We start from the raw sequence: 14,358 nt of genomic DNA on the forward strand, positions 1-14,358 counted from the left end.
TAAGTTTTGAAACATCACCGTGGATCAATGGTGCGCGCCAACAAGCGTCATGCTCCCAATGATCTGCGACCGATCCCCTGGTCGGCCAAAGCCGGCCACACTTAGCGAATACGAGGGAGCGTTCACGTGGCCGATTCGGCAGCAACGCAAGAATTTGATGTCCTCATCCTCGGCGGTGGATCCGCTGGATACTCGGCAGCATTGCGTGCCATCCAGCTGGGTTACACGGTTGGATTGATTGAAAAGGAAAAGCTGGGCGGCACCTGCCTGCACACCGGCTGCATCCCAACCAAGGCTTACCTGCACGCGGCAGAGTTGGCTGAAAACGCTCGCGAGGGTGCCAAGTACGGCATCAACACCACGCTCGAGTCGATCGACTTGGCTGGCGTGCGCAAGTACAAGGAAGGCATTGTTGCTGGCAAGCACAAGGGCCTGCAGGGCTTGCTCAAGATGAAGAAGGTCAACGTTATCACCGGTAACGGCCGTCTTGTCTCCCAGGATTCCATCGACGTTGATGGCACCGTATACAAGGGCAAGTACATCATCCTGGCTACCGGCTCCACCTCCAAGACCTTCGGTCTGGAAATCGGCGGCCGCGTACTGACCAGCACCGAAGCATTGAACATGGAAGACCTGCCGAAGAGCGCCATCGTGCTCGGCGGCGGCGTCATCGGCGTCGAGTTCGCTTCAGTATGGAACTCCTTCGGTGTCGATGTCACCATCGTTGAAGGCCTTCCTTCGCTGGTTCCAAACGAAGACCCAGCCATCATCAAGACCTTGGAGCGTGCTTTCAAGAAGCGCGGCATCAAGTTCAACACCGGCGTCTTCTTCGAAAAGGTCGAGCAGGATGCCAACGGCGTCAAGGTCTCCCTGGCTGACGGCAACGTGCTGGAAGCAGACATCGTTCTGGTTGCGGTGGGTCGCGGTCCAGTCACCGAAGGCCTGGGCTTCGAGGAGCAAGGCATCACCATCGATCGCGGCTTCGTGATCACCGACGAGCGCCTGCACACCGGCGTCGGCAACATCTACGCCATTGGCGACATCGTCCCCGGTGTACAGCTGGCACACCGCGGTTACCAGCACGGTCGCTTCGTTGCCGAGGAAATCCACGGCCTGAAGCCAACCATCATCGAGGACATCAACATCCCGAAGGTGACCTTCTGCGAGCCTGAGATCGCTTCGGTGGGCTACTCCGAGCCAAAGGCCAAGGAGAAGTTCGGTGCAGACCAGATCGAAACCACTGAGTACAACCTGGCTGGCAACGGCAAGTCTTCGATCCTGGGCACCAGCGGCCTGATCAAGATGGTCCGCGTCAAGAACGGCCCAATCGTGGGCGTTCACGGCATCGGCGGTCGCATCGGCGAGCAGATCGGCGAAGCTCAGCTGATCGTCAACTGGGAAGCATACCCAGAGGATGTTTCGCAGCTGATCCACGCTCACCCAACTCAGAACGAGTCCCTTGGCGAAGCCGCAATGGCTCTCGCCGGTGCTCCACTGCACGGCTAACAGCTTATGGCTCAACTAGGCAGCGCGTTGAACAACGCGCTGCCTAGTGCACAAAGCTCGGAGGCGCTGCCTCCAACCACAATTCCAGATTTAAAAACCAAGGAGATACGGGACGATGTCTGAAACCGTAAACCTACCCGCACTGGGTGAAAGCGTTACCGAAGGTACGGTAACCCGCTGGCTGAAGCAGGTTGGCGACCGTGTAGAGGTAGACGAGCCGTTGGTGGAAGTTTCCACTGACAAGGTAGACACTGAAGTTCCTTCGCCGGTTGCTGGCGTAATCGAGGAAATTTTTGTCGCAGAAGACGAGGACGCCGAAGTTGGCGCGCCTCTAGTACGCATCGGCGATGGTTCCGGTTCGGGCGATTCCGCTCCAGCCGCGCCAGCTGCCGAAGAAGCACCAGCTAAGGAAGAAGCACCTGCTGCTCCGGCCGCTGAAGAAGCACCGGCTGCGCAAGAGGCACCTGCGGCTGCACCTGCTGCTGGCTCCGCTTCGGGCACCGAAGTCACCCTGCCTGCACTGGGCGAATCGGTGACCGAAGGTACCGTCACCCGCTGGTTGAAGGAAGTTGGCGAGGAAGTCGCCGTTGACGAACCACTGCTCGAAGTTTCCACCGACAAGGTAGACACTGAAGTTCCTTCCCCAGTTGCCGGCACCCTGCTGGAAATCCGCGTTCCTGAAGACGAGACGGCCGAAGTTGGCGCAGTTCTCGCAGTAATCGGTGCCGCCGGCGCTGCTCCTGCTGCTGCTCCAGCCAAGGAAGAAGCACCAGCTGCTGCTCCTGCACCTGCCAAGGAAGAGGCTCCGGCCGCTCCAGCCGCGCCTGCCGCACCAGCTCCTGCTGCTGCTCCTGCACCTGCACCTGCACCTGCCAAGGAAGAGGCTCCGGCCGCTCCAGCTCCAGCACCTGCTGCCGAGTCGACCAACGAGTCGGGTTACGTAACCCCGCTGGTTCGCCGACTTGCAAACCAGCACAACATCGACATCGCATCGGTCAAGGGCACCGGAGTTGGCGGCCGCATCCGCAAGCAGGACGTGCTCGACGCCGTTGCGGCCAAGGAAGCTGCTGCTCCTGCTGCCGCTCCTGCTGCAGCTAAGCCAGCTGCCCCTGCGGTTGAGGCTTCCTCGCTGCGCGGCACCACCGAAAAGGCTCCACGCATCCGTCAGGTCATCGCCCGCCGCATGCGCGAGTCGCTGGACGTTTCGACTCAGCTGACCCAGGTCCACGAGATCGACATGACCCGCATCGTGAAGCTGCGCGGTTCGGCCAAGGCTGGCTTCAAGGCCACCAATGGCGTGAACCTGACCTACCTGCCATTCATCGCCAAGGCAGTTGCCGAAGGCCTGAAGGCTCACCCGAAGCTGAACGCTGAGTACAACGAAGAGACCCAGCAGATCACCTACCACAATGCCGAGCACCTGGCATTCGCTGTCGATACCGACAAGGGCCTCCTGGTTCCAGTCGTTTCGAACGCAGGCGATCTGAACCTGGCGGGCCTGGCATCGCGCATCGCCGATGTTGCTGAACGTACCCGCAGCAACAAGATCGGTCCAGATGAGCTGTCCGGTGGCACCTTCTCGATCACCAACATCGGTTCCGTTGGCGCACTGTTCGACACCCCGATCATCAACCAGCCTCAGGTAGCCATCCTGGGCACCGGTGCGATCGTGAAGCGCCCGATGGTCATCACCGACGCCGACGGCAACGATTCGATTGCCATCCGCCACATGATGTACCTGTGCCTGACCTACGATCACCGCTTGGTTGACGGCGCCGACGCAGGCCGCTTCCTGCAGACCGTCAAGGCTCGCCTTGAGGGTGGCGCTTTCGAGGGAGACTTGGGACTGTAAGCTCCCGAAAGGCCTCTAGGCAAAGCAACGATCGCCCTCGCTGATGTTGATTCAGCGGGGGCGATCGTCGCTTTTCTACGTTCAGTCGAATTTAGATTAGGCTAGGACTATGGAATTCCTGAAACTCATTTTGGTATTTGTGCATATTCTGGGTGCAGCCGCGATTTTCGGTGGCTGGCTAGCTAACTTCAAGACCCCGACAGTCAATGTATGGCAGTGGTACGGTGCCCTCGTGCAGCTGGTGACCGGTTTGGCACTCGTGGGTATTGCTGAGGCTGGCACCGACCCGGTCAATCACGCAAAGATCGGCGTCAAGCTGGTTATCGCAATTGTCATCGCCGTAGCAGCCTTCATTGGCCGCAAAAAGATCAAGGCCGGAGAGGAAGTTTCGACCGGCATTGCCCACGCAGTGGGCGGCATGGCCTTTATCAACATCGCCGTAGCAACTCTCTGGTCCTAATCCGCACGAGGAACCGCAGAAGGAACCGCAACCGCAAGCATTGAGCACGCTGCGGATTGCGGTTTCTTCGTTTAATGCCGAAGAACATTGCCAATTCGCCACCCGCGTTTCGAGAGCACAAGCTCGATCTCAATGCGTTCGGCCGTTGTGGCTTTCACCGTATGTATTTGTCGGCCTTTGCGATCCACATAATGGTATTGGCTTTGGCTGGAATCGGCCGACAGGACCACGGTGTTCCCCTGCCCCCTGGCCTCAATCGAAACATTCGTCAGTTGCGTCTGCAGCCCCTCGAAACGCAAACCCAATTCTCGCAGCGTCGCGATGGTTTCCTGATCCCGCTGCAGTTGCTCCGCGCCAGAAGAATAAATGGCTTTCAAATCACCACTGGATAACTTTGACATCGCCCAATCACGCTGTTTGGTCAGGCTGAGGAACGCAGACACTACAGTGTCTTGCTGCAGGGCACACGCCGGGCCCCTGGCCATGTCATCGATTCGGCATGAAGGCTCGATGGCAACAGTTGGTTCATTGGTAGCGTCCGAGGCCGTAGCGGCTCGCAGATGATTGACACCCACGAGGCTGCCGGCCACCACGACCAGGCCGAGCACAGCAGCCCCTACGAGTTTCATCGCTCCCGGGGTGGGCCGAAGCGGATGAATCGGCCAGGTATCAACCGGTTCATCGGCTGGTGACGGCTGCCCAGCGGGTTTCGGATTTTTGCGCCCTCGTCGGCTGGATGGCTCCCGGGTTCCCGGATGGATGGTTTCCATCAAATGGGTAGCTTCAGGCGATACATGGCCTTCCCACCTGATCGGTTCGGCGCTGGCACTGGAAAATAATGTTCTCGCGAACTGTTCAGCGCTTGGCCTTAGCCGCGGATCCGAATCGAGGCTCTCAACCAAGAGCTCCTGGATGATTTCCGGCAGGGCCGGAAATTGCACCTGCACAGGGGGCCTAAGAATTTCCTGCTCTGGGGGCTTGCCGCTCAGGAGGAACCATAGGCAGGCACCCAGTGAATAGACGTCCTGCTCCCCTGTCGCGTGCTCTCGACCACCCGGGCTTACTTCCGGTGCCATGAATCCCGGTGTCCCGGCACCTGATACCCATTCTGACTGCGATGCCGTCTCTTGAAAATCAATGATTTTCGGCATCCCACTGGCTGTCAGCAGCACATTGGCCGGTGAGATGTCGCCATGACGAGTGCCTTCGGCATGCATGATCGATAACGTCTGGGCCACCGGCGCCAGTGCGGTAATGCACTCGCCGAGGCTGAAAACCCCGCGGCTGTTGACCAGATCGCCGACGCTCCCGCCCGGGCAATATTCCATGATCAGGCCATCGCCCAATTGAGTCGCTAGCGTGCCGTAAAAATCCACGACATATTTCCTCGATTGGGCGACCGGGCTTTGCCGTAGCGAAGCGACATCCTCCAAAGTCAAACTGAGTTTTAGCACCATGTAAGTTTGATCACTCTCCCTTCGGATCAGCCAAACTTTACATGGTGACTTGGTGCTTAATGGTCTAACTGTGACATGTCCCGGGCTCGTGGGCCACGCTAGAGCATTTGTTGATTCATCCATAGCTCCGTTGTAGATCAAAAACCGAAAATACAAGTTCGTTGTCCACAGGTAAGACCTTCTCAACCGAATTAGCGACGAGCGAAACAACGGCGTAGGGTAACCCTCATGGCGATCGAATTCGAACGAGTCGGACTAGGCTCAAAATTTGTGCCCTACATGGAAGCCTGGGACTACCAGATCCAGCTGCATGATGCGGTAGCCGCGGACGAGCAGTCCCCGAGAGTCCTGTTCCTAGAGCACGAAGCGGTATATACCGCAGGTAAACGAACTGAACCAGAAGATCTACCGCTGGACGGAACCCCCGTCGTCGATGTGGATCGAGGCGGAAAGCTCACCTGGCATGGCCCAGGGCAGTTGGTCGGCTATCCGATCGTCAAGCTCCGCAAAATGAGTGCAATCCGTCTCTATGTTGAGACCATCGAAGAGGCGCTGATCAATGTCGTCAGCGATATGGGCATTCCCACCGTCCAGATCAAAGGCCGCTCAGGTGTTTGGGTCCCCGGGAAAAACGGCGAGCAGGACCGCAAGATCGCGGCGATTGGACTTCGCATCAGCCACGGAGTCACCATGCATGGCTTCGCCCTAAACTGCTCCAACGATCTGGGAGCCTACGAGCAGATCATCCCTTGCGGCATCACTGATGCTGGCGTCACCACCATCTCGGCAGAGCTGGGCCGCACCGTAACCCCCGGAGATGTTGTCGACCGGGTTCAGACCGAACTCGAACGTCTCCTCACCCCACAAGTCGTCTAGACAATCATTCCCTCCGAAAGAAAGAGTCGATAATGAGCGTCGCACCTGAAGGCCGCCGTATGCTTCGCGTTGAAAAGCGCAACGCCGCCGTACCCGTGGAGCGCAAGCCCGAGTGGATCAAAGCCAAGCTGAACATTGGTCCCGAATACGTTGGCCTCAAGAACCTAGTGCAGTCCGAAGGCTTGCACACCGTCTGCGAAGAAGCCGGCTGCCCAAATATCTTCGAGTGCTGGGAGGACCGCGAAGCGTCCTTCCTCATCGGTGGTTCCGAATGCACCCGCCGCTGCGATTTCTGCCAGATCGCCACGGGCAAGCCATCCCCCATCGATCGCTCCGAACCTTTCAAGGTCGCGATGAGCGTTAAGAAGATGGATCTGCGCTACGCGACTGTGACCGGTGTAGCCCGCGATGACCTCGAAGATGAGGGTGTGTGGCTGTATGCGGAAACCGTCCGCCAGATCCACAAGATGAATCCGACCACTGGCGTGGAGCTCCTGATTCCGGATTTCAGCGGCAAGCCTGAGAACCTGGACGCAATCTGCGATTCAGAGCCTGAGGTCTACGCGCACAACGTCGAGACTGTTCCACGCATCTTCAAGCGCATCCGCCCTGCATTCCGCTACGACCGCTCCATGGATGTCATTTCGCACGGCCGCAAGCGCGGACTGATCACCAAGTCGAATCTGATCCTTGGCATGGGCGAAACCCGAGAAGAGATTTCCGAGGCCATGCGCGACCTGTACGATGCCGGTTGCGACTTGTTGACTCTGACCCAGTATCTGCGTCCGACCGATCTCCACCTTCCAGTGGACCGCTGGGTTACCCCGCAGGAATTCATTGAGTTGCAGCAGGAAGCCGAAGAAATCGGATTCGCCGGCGTCATGTCTGGCCCATTGGTTCGTTCTTCCTACCGCGCTGGCCGTTTATGGGCTGGTGCCATGCGCAAGAAGGGACGCGAAATTCCTGAGGCGCTTTCGCAGATCGAGTCCTCCGGCAATACCCGCCAGGAAGCTGCTTCGCTGATCAAGTAATCATCATTTGAAGCACAACCGGACTTCGGCCTCGCAGCCAATTGGTGCATGACACCGTGTGGCTGCGGGGCCGTTTGCCCATTTTCCCGCGTCACAAGCATTACAAATTTCTGTCCAGATCTGGCGCAAGTTAGATCTATGGGCAACATCGCGTAGAATTAAGGCACTATGGCCAAAAACTCCGACAACGACGCTGCCGCGCAACCAAAGCGCGGTTTGTTTTCGCGTAAACCAAAAGCTGAGAAGAAGAACAAAGAACCAGGTCGACTGAAGCAAATCGGCCAAGTCTTCCAGATGACGCGCCGCAACGACCCTATGGTCGTTTGGTGGATGGCACTGGCAGCCTTGGCGGTAATCGCAGTCGGCTTGGTCATTGGCATCTTGATCAACAACTGGATCACCATGTTGATCATTTCCATTCCGCTAGCTCTTCTTGCGGCGATGTTCATCATGTCCCGCCGCGCAGAAAAAGCGGCCTTCTCTCAGCTAGAAGGACGCCCAGGCGCTGCAGGCGCTGCCATGAGCGTCTTGCGTCGCGGATGGATCCTCAAGCAGGAGCCTGTCGCGTATAACCGTCACCAGGATTTGGTATTCCTTGCTATCGGCCGTCCAGGCGTCGTTCTGGTCACCGAAGGACCTAAGTCACGAGTTCGTGAACTGGTCACCTCCGAGCGCAAGCGCATTGCGCGTGTTCTTCCGAACGTTCCTGTTCATGTCATCAACGCCGGTCAGGACGAGGACCAGACCAGCTTGGTAGATGTAAGCAAGGAAATGAAGAAGCTTCCTAAGTCCATTACCAAGCTCGAAGTCAGCGCTATCGACAAGCGCTTGAGCACGCTGACCGCAAACCGCCTGCCAATCCCTAAGGGAGTAGACCCGAACCGCGTTCGGCCTAACCGCCGCGCTACCCGCGGACGCTAGGAACTCAGATACGAAGAAGCCGCAACAGGATTTCCTGTTGCGGCTTCTTCGTTGTCCTGAAATTGCTGCATTATTTGATGTTCACCAGAATGGCCTTGGGCAGCCGGTCATGAAGTCCACGCTGATCCTTGTCGGTGATGAAAACAGGAATCGCCAAGCAAAGTAGCAGCGAACGGACAAGCCCTTGCAACGGCTTCACTGCAGTGCCGTCCATGGATTGGACCTGCAGGCCGAAGGTTCGGTGCCCGATGGTGTGACCGGTGAAACCCACGCCGATGATCTGGCCTAGGCAGAATAGCAAGAGTGTCGCCAAGTCGTTCAGGTTAAAAAGCCACCAGCTGAGCAACATTGACAGTCCCCAGTCGATGCAGAGCGCGCCGATCCTGCGAGGGAAACGCCCTATGGAGCCAGGGCCCTTCTCCGGTCGCCCTAGGTCCTGTCCAGGCCATTCCTGCGAGTTATGCTGTGGCGGGCCTTCAAGCCACGAACTAAAGTCTTTTCTTTCCACGGTTCCAGTCTATCGATGGTTTCTGTGCATGCTCGGGGTCGATAATTTCCTCCGCTTTAGGCCGCTAAGATTCCAAGTCAGTTTGTTACGAACTGCATCGTCGCAGATCAGCGGGATAGGACATGCCCGAGCATCACTTCTGTAACAGGTTGGAAACAATAGAGACACCATTCAGAAACGGATAGTGGGTAAGCTCTATACGTAAGCAAGGGAACCAGATGGGACATTCCTTCTGATCGTTCTGTTTACCAATTCTCATACCTCACCAGGGAGTCACCTGCACATGTTTACCAGTCCAGAAGAAGTCTTGGCATATATTGCCGAAGAGGACATCAAGTTCGTCGACATCCGTTTCACCGACCTTCCAGGCGTCCAGCAGCACTTCAACGTGCCAGCCAAGTCTGTCGATGCCGACTTCTTCGTGAACGGCCAGCTCTTTGATGGTTCTTCCATTCGCGGCTTCGCTGGCATCTCTGAATCAGACATGCAGTTGATCCCAGATGTCACCACCGGGTTCATCGATCCTTTCCGCATCGAAAAGACCCTGGCATTCAACTTCTCGATCATCAACCCACGTACCGGTGAGCCTTACCACCGCGACCCACGTGGCGTTGCAGAGCGTGCCGAGGCTTACCTCGAGTCCACCGGAATCGCAGACACCGCATTCTTCGCTCCCGAAGCAGAATTCTTCATCTTCGAGGACGTTCGCTACGAGTCCAAGCCAGAAGGCGCGTTCTACAAGATCGACTCGGACGAAGCTCCTTGGAACACCGGCCGCAAGGAAGAAGGTGGCAACCAGGGTTACAAGACCGCTTTCAAGGGCGGCTACTTCCCAGTTGCCCCGACCGACAAGCAGGCTGACCTGCGCGACGCCATCTGCGTCGAGCTGGACAAGGCTGGCCTTGAGGTCGAACGCAGCCACCACGAAGTCGGTGCTGCTGGCCAGGCTGAAATCAACTACAAGTTCAACACCATGGTTCACGCTGCTGACGAGCTGATGCTCTTCAAGTACGTCGTGAAGAACGTGGCAGACGCTTGGGGCAAGTCGGCCACCTTCATGCCAAAGCCAGTCTTCGGCGACAACGGTTCGGGCATGCACGTGCACCAGTCGCTGTGGAACGGTGGCGAGCCACTGTTCTACGACGAAAAGGGCTACGCTGGCCTGTCGGACACCGCTCGCTGGTACATCGGCGGTCTGCTGAAGCACGCTTCGGCTGTTCTGGCGTTCACCAACCCAACCGTGAACTCCTACCGTCGACTGGTCAAGGGCTTCGAAGCTCCAGTGAACATGGTCTACTCGCAGGGTAACCGCTCGGCTGGTATCCGTATCCCAATCACCGGCTCGAACCCTAAGGCCAAGCGCATCGAGTTCCGCGCACCAGATGGCTCCTCGAACCCATACCTGGCATTCGCAGCTCAGCTGATGGCTGGCCTGGACGGCATCAAGAACCGCATCGAGCCAGCAGAGCCAATTGACAAGGACCTCTACGAGCTTCCTGCCGAAGAGGCCAAGGACATCCAGCGTGCTCCTGAGAGCCTGGAAGAGGCCCTGAAGGCTCTGGAAGCCGACCACGACTTCCTGCTCGAAGGCGGCGTCTTCACCGAGGACTTGGTCCAGACCTGGATCGAGTACAAGCGTGAAAACGAAATCAAGCCACTGAGCCTGCGTCCGAACCCATACGAGTTCGACTTGTACTACGGCTGCTAATTCTGATCCTGCGGTTTCCGCGGATTAGATAGTCAAAAGCTGGGCCTCACCTTTTTTGGTGAGGCCCAGCTTTTTATTGTTAGGCTACGGCTATGGATACTTCCCAGTGGATCAGCGTGCAGCGCGACGATGGAGAAACCGTCGGCTACCTGGAACCGCTCACCGTTGACTACGACATCGTCCAGCCGCGCAGCATCCTCGGGCATGCCGTATCTGGTCCGTGCGATTACTCCGAGGGCGAGGAGCTGATCCAAGATCGGGGAATCGGCGAGTTGATGTTGCCATGGATTCTTGATGGCCATGCGGCAGGCCGCGCACAGGAGTTATCGATTATCGAGCTCTCTGCTCAGGGAATTGTTCTGGGCAATGCCCTGCATGCGAAGGCCTTGGCCCCAACTGATCCGATCGTGCTTCCGTGGCCCGATGTTGACGGCCGGCTGAAACCTGCTGAACGACCAACCTGAAACAGCCACCGGCATCAACAAGAACGGAACAAGCTGCTTACGACCTGTTTGCAAGCAATGCCCTGCCATAGCGCCAGCGGGTGAATGCCTGGGCCACCAGCAACAGCGGAAAGGCGACCCGCCAGCAGGCCCGATCCGAGGGTGCCGTCAAAGAACGGATTTCCAGGAAGACCTCCTGGCCCTGACGGGTCAGGATAAAGGCTTCTTCTCCCCTGACCGGATGGCCAGGACGGGTCCGGTAGGCGAATCCCGCACGATTTGCACTCTGCAGGGTATCCACAACTTCAATGGGCTCGTCAATCGCAATTGGGCCCAGCACCGCTTGCAATCGCGGTCGGTCCCCGATTTGCACTCGTTCGAGAGGTTCGACAACGAAGCCACTGCGAGTTTTGATCCGCCAGGTCAGCAGCGCCTCGGTGGCCTCATGCCACAGGGCATCACCGGATCCCAGAAGCCGTCGTCGCTGCCAGATCCGATGCCCGGTAGCCTCTGGCGCCCAGTGTGCCACCCTCAGCTGTGTCAGCGTCATCGGGTGCTAGTCTTCGAATCCATAAAAGAGTTGTTCGAAGATGCTCCTTGCGTGCCGCGTCGCGCGCAGATAGTCCTCTTCAAGCTCGGCACCATAGCGCGGCTCATAGCCGCACCATCTGGCTACCGCCTCCATATCCCTTGACGAGCTGGGCAGGACATCACTGGATCGGCCTGAGGTGATGATCTCAGCACTTCGAATACGTGTTGCCAATCGCCAGGCTATGGCGAGCTGCTCGCTGTCATCGTGCGTGATGAACTCCAGCTTCGCCAGCTCTTCAAGTGCCGTCAGCGTAGATGTGGTTCGCAGCGATTCGTGCTTCCAGGCGTATTGCAATTGATAGAACTGCACCAGCCATTCGATGTCGGACAGTGATCCGCGGCCCAGCTTCAAGTGGCGGTTCGGGTCGGCGCCACGAGGAAGGCGTTCGGATTCCACGCGTGCCTTGATTTTGCGGATATCGCGAATCTCGTTCTCATCCAGCCCCTTGCCGTAGCGCACGGGCTTGATCAGCTCGATGAAATCTTCGGCCAGCGAAGCGTCGCCGGCGAAAGGACGAGCACGCTGCAATGCTTGCCGTTCCCAGACTTCCGCCCACCGCTCGTAGTAGCTGGCGTAGGCATCGATAGAACGCACCAGTATGCCTTGGCGGCCTTCCGGGCGAAGATCCGAATCGACTTTAAGCTTCACTTCTGCCGGGATCGCCGGCTTGAGCGGCTTCGATGTCCAGGAGACAAGGTCAGTTACTACACGGAGGGCTTGTTCCTGGGCGTCCTGGGCGTCGGCACCAGGCAACGGACGCTGGATGAACAAGACGTCGGCATCGGAACCATACCCGATTTCCTGGCCGCCCTGGCGCCCCATGGCGATCACCGAAATGACAGCGTGCTCGCCATGCTTTTGGCGGTCTGCTGTGAGCAGCACCTGGAGAACACCGTCAATCATCGCGCCGTCAATATTCGACAGCGCCTTGCCCACCTCATCAACGGTGAGCAATCCAGCCCCATCGGCTAAGGCTACGCGCAGGAATTCGCGGCGACGCACCATGCGGATCATCCGGATAGCGCTCTCGGGCTGCTTAGTGCGGTGGATGATCGACAAATTTTGCTGCAGCAGGCTTTCAAGGCTCTGCGGCATCAACGATGAGTCCGAGCCCAGCCACGCGGCGGCAGCTGGCTCATTGGCCAGCAGATCGGTCAGGAATCGGGTATTGGAGAGCAAATGGCTCAAACGCTCGGCAGCGGCATTCGTATCCCGAAGCATGCCCAGGAACCAATGGGATTTTCCCAGCGCTTCGCTGAGCCGGCGGAAGCCCAGCAGGCCCGCATCAGGATCAACGCCGCGGGCGAACCAGTCCAGCAGTACCGGAAGAAGCTGGCGCTGCAACGATGACCTGCGCGAGACTCCCCCGGTGAGCGCTTCAATGTGGCGCATGGCAGCCTTGGGATCCAAATATCCCAGGGCTCGAAGGCGGGCCTGCGCTGATTCGGCGGTGAGCCTGACGTCGTCTGCTGAAAGGTTGGAGCTGCTCACTAGCAGCGGACGGTAGAAAATGCGTTCGTGCAGCGAACGCACCATGCGCTTGGTCTCATTCCAGCGCCGCATGAGCTTCTCTGGGCTGGTGGGCTGCAGGTCGCCTGCCCCGCGGATCGATCGCGCAAGTACCCGCTGTGCGCTTTCCGCCCGTGGCATGAGGTGGGTTCTGCGTAGCTGGTTGAGCTGGATTCGATGTTCCAGAAGCCGCAGGAAGCGGTAGGAATCATCAAAATTCGTCGCATCTTCACGGCCGATATAACCAATGTTGCTCATGGCTTGGATTGCCAGCGTGGTTGTCGGGATCTGGATGTCTGGGTCTACCCGCCCGTGGACCAGCTGGAGCAGCTGGACAGTGAATTCGACATCGCGCAACCCGCCCGGACCGAGCTTGATCTGCCATGCGACATCGTCCTTGTCGATGTTGTCACTGACCCGTCGTCGCATCGCCTGTACGGATTCAACAAAACCGTCGCGCTCGGAGCTTGACCAGACCATGGGCGAGACCATGCGTTCATAGGAACGCCCCAGATCGGTGTCCCCCGCGATGCATCGCGCTTTGAGCAACGCCTGGAACTCCCACGAGTGGGCCCAGCGCCGATAATAGGCTTCGTGGGAGGACAGCGTTCGAGTCAGGGCCCCATCCTTGCCTTCGGGACGCAGGTTCGCATCGACTTCCCACAGCATGGGTTCGGGACCCGGGACCATCAGGGCGCGGGCGGTGTTGCCGCAGATCACGGTTGCAATAGCCGCCGCAAGGTCCTCTTCGATGCCCGGAGCGGAGCCATGAACGTAGATAACGTCCACGTCGGAGATGTAGTTCAGTTCTCGGGCACCGCATTTGCCCATGCCGATAATCGCGATCTTTACGCAGTCTACGTCTTGGGCATTGTATTGTTCAGCGGCTTCGGCACGCGCAATAGCTAGTGCGCCTTCCAGGGCCGCGCCTGCCATATCAGCCAGCTCAGCGGCCACATTTGGCAAGATCCGCTGGGGATTGCCAGAGCCCAGATCGCGGTGGGCCAGAGACAGCAAGGCCATTCGGTAGCTTGTGCGCAGCCGTTGCCGTGCCTCAGCCCCGGTGACCGATGAAACCCAGTGTCCGCCGTCGGTGCGCTCGGCATCAATGGATTCCAGCATGCTGGCCACCAGGTGTTCGCTGGTGGCCTGAACAAATTCGGTGGGCGGTGCTGAGCGCACCGTCTCCAGGGCCATCGGGCAGCGAATGAGGAACTCACCTAGGGCCGAAGAGCTTCCCAGCAGACGAACCAGGCCTTGGCAGCTCTCCGGATCCGTGAAAATGTCGATAGCCTCAGGGTGCCGGTCCACCAGGCGCAGGGCCAGCAGCAGGGCCTGGTCCGGGTCGGGGGCATGAGCCATCTTGCTCACGATCAATTTCGGATCAATTGGGGCAAGTTCCTTGGCTTGAAGGAATTTCTTGGCCCGTTCTATGTCGCTGAAACCAGCGTTGATCAGTGATCGTGAGGATACGTCCGGCATGGTGTTTCTTATC

Annotated in this window: 12 protein-coding genes; 8 read left to right on the plus strand and 4 right to left on the minus strand. The window is 58.3% G+C overall.

Annotation, left to right across the window (positions count from 1 at the left end):
- The first annotated feature begins 126 nt into the window (after nt 1-126).
- The 3 genes from lpdA (at nt 127) to OF385_RS09830 (ending at nt 3,818) form a co-directional block, all read left to right on the plus strand.
- Nucleotides 127-1,506: a dihydrolipoyl dehydrogenase gene (gene lpdA / locus OF385_RS09820; protein WP_172511114.1), complete on the plus strand. Its 1,380-nt coding sequence runs from the start codon at nt 127-129 to the stop codon at nt 1,504-1,506.
- 115 nt (nt 1,507-1,621) lie between these two features.
- On the plus strand, nt 1,622-3,358 hold the full coding sequence (gene sucB / locus OF385_RS09825; protein ID WP_264275221.1) for a 2-oxoglutarate dehydrogenase, E2 component, dihydrolipoamide succinyltransferase: 1,737 nt from the start codon (nt 1,622-1,624) through the stop codon (nt 3,356-3,358).
- A gap of 109 nt (nt 3,359-3,467) precedes the next feature.
- Nucleotides 3,468-3,818, plus strand: a complete 351-nt coding sequence (locus tag OF385_RS09830; RefSeq protein WP_264275222.1) for a hypothetical protein — start codon at nt 3,468-3,470, stop codon at nt 3,816-3,818.
- A gap of 71 nt (nt 3,819-3,889) precedes the next feature.
- On the opposite strand, the gene OF385_RS09835 is transcribed toward OF385_RS09830, so the two are convergent.
- Nucleotides 3,890-5,194, minus strand: coding sequence for a serine/threonine protein kinase (locus tag OF385_RS09835; RefSeq protein WP_264275223.1), 1,305 nt, complete (start codon nt 5,192-5,194; stop codon nt 3,890-3,892).
- Nucleotides 5,195-5,503: 309 nt separating this feature from the next.
- On the opposite strand from OF385_RS09835, the gene lipB reads away from it, so the two are divergent.
- The 3 genes from lipB (at nt 5,504) to OF385_RS09850 (ending at nt 8,103) form a co-directional block, all read left to right on the plus strand.
- Nucleotides 5,504-6,151: a lipoyl(octanoyl) transferase LipB gene (gene lipB / locus OF385_RS09840; protein WP_264275224.1), complete on the plus strand. Its 648-nt coding sequence runs from the start codon at nt 5,504-5,506 to the stop codon at nt 6,149-6,151.
- Nucleotides 6,152-6,183: 32 nt separating this feature from the next.
- Nucleotides 6,184-7,182, plus strand: coding sequence for a lipoyl synthase (gene lipA, locus OF385_RS09845; protein WP_264275225.1), 999 nt, complete (start codon nt 6,184-6,186; stop codon nt 7,180-7,182).
- 168 nt (nt 7,183-7,350) lie between these two features.
- Nucleotides 7,351-8,103, plus strand: coding sequence for a DUF4191 domain-containing protein (locus OF385_RS09850; protein ID WP_264275226.1), 753 nt, complete (start codon nt 7,351-7,353; stop codon nt 8,101-8,103).
- Nucleotides 8,104-8,173: 70 nt separating this feature from the next.
- On the opposite strand, the gene OF385_RS16650 is transcribed toward OF385_RS09850, so the two are convergent.
- Complete coding sequence (locus tag OF385_RS16650) at nt 8,174-8,416, minus strand: RDD family protein (protein WP_319019073.1); 243 nt, start codon at nt 8,414-8,416, stop codon at nt 8,174-8,176.
- Nucleotides 8,417-8,894: 478 nt separating this feature from the next.
- Here OF385_RS16650 and glnA point away from each other — a divergent pair, with 478 nt between their 5' ends.
- Both glnA and OF385_RS09865 read left to right on the plus strand, forming a co-directional pair.
- Nucleotides 8,895-10,319, plus strand: coding sequence for a type I glutamate--ammonia ligase (glnA, locus tag OF385_RS09860; protein ID WP_022876534.1), 1,425 nt, complete (start codon nt 8,895-8,897; stop codon nt 10,317-10,319).
- A gap of 92 nt (nt 10,320-10,411) precedes the next feature.
- A complete protein-coding gene (locus tag OF385_RS09865; protein ID WP_264275228.1) occupies nt 10,412-10,783 on the plus strand; it encodes a hypothetical protein in 372 nt (123 codons plus the stop codon).
- A gap of 37 nt (nt 10,784-10,820) precedes the next feature.
- Here the strand turns inward: OF385_RS09865 and OF385_RS09870 are convergent, their stop codons facing one another.
- Both OF385_RS09870 and OF385_RS09875 read right to left on the minus strand, forming a co-directional pair.
- On the minus strand, nt 10,821-11,312 hold the full coding sequence (locus tag OF385_RS09870) for a DUF1990 family protein (protein ID WP_264275229.1): 492 nt from the start codon (nt 11,310-11,312) through the stop codon (nt 10,821-10,823).
- 6 nt (nt 11,313-11,318) lie between these two features.
- Nucleotides 11,319-14,345, minus strand: coding sequence for a bifunctional [glutamine synthetase] adenylyltransferase/[glutamine synthetase]-adenylyl-L-tyrosine phosphorylase (locus OF385_RS09875; RefSeq protein ID WP_264275230.1), 3,027 nt, complete (start codon nt 14,343-14,345; stop codon nt 11,319-11,321).
- Nucleotides 14,346-14,358 lie beyond the last annotated feature (13 nt).

This window comes from Glutamicibacter sp. JL.03c (genome assembly GCF_025854375.1).
Classification (GTDB): domain Bacteria; phylum Actinomycetota; class Actinomycetes; order Actinomycetales; family Micrococcaceae; genus Glutamicibacter.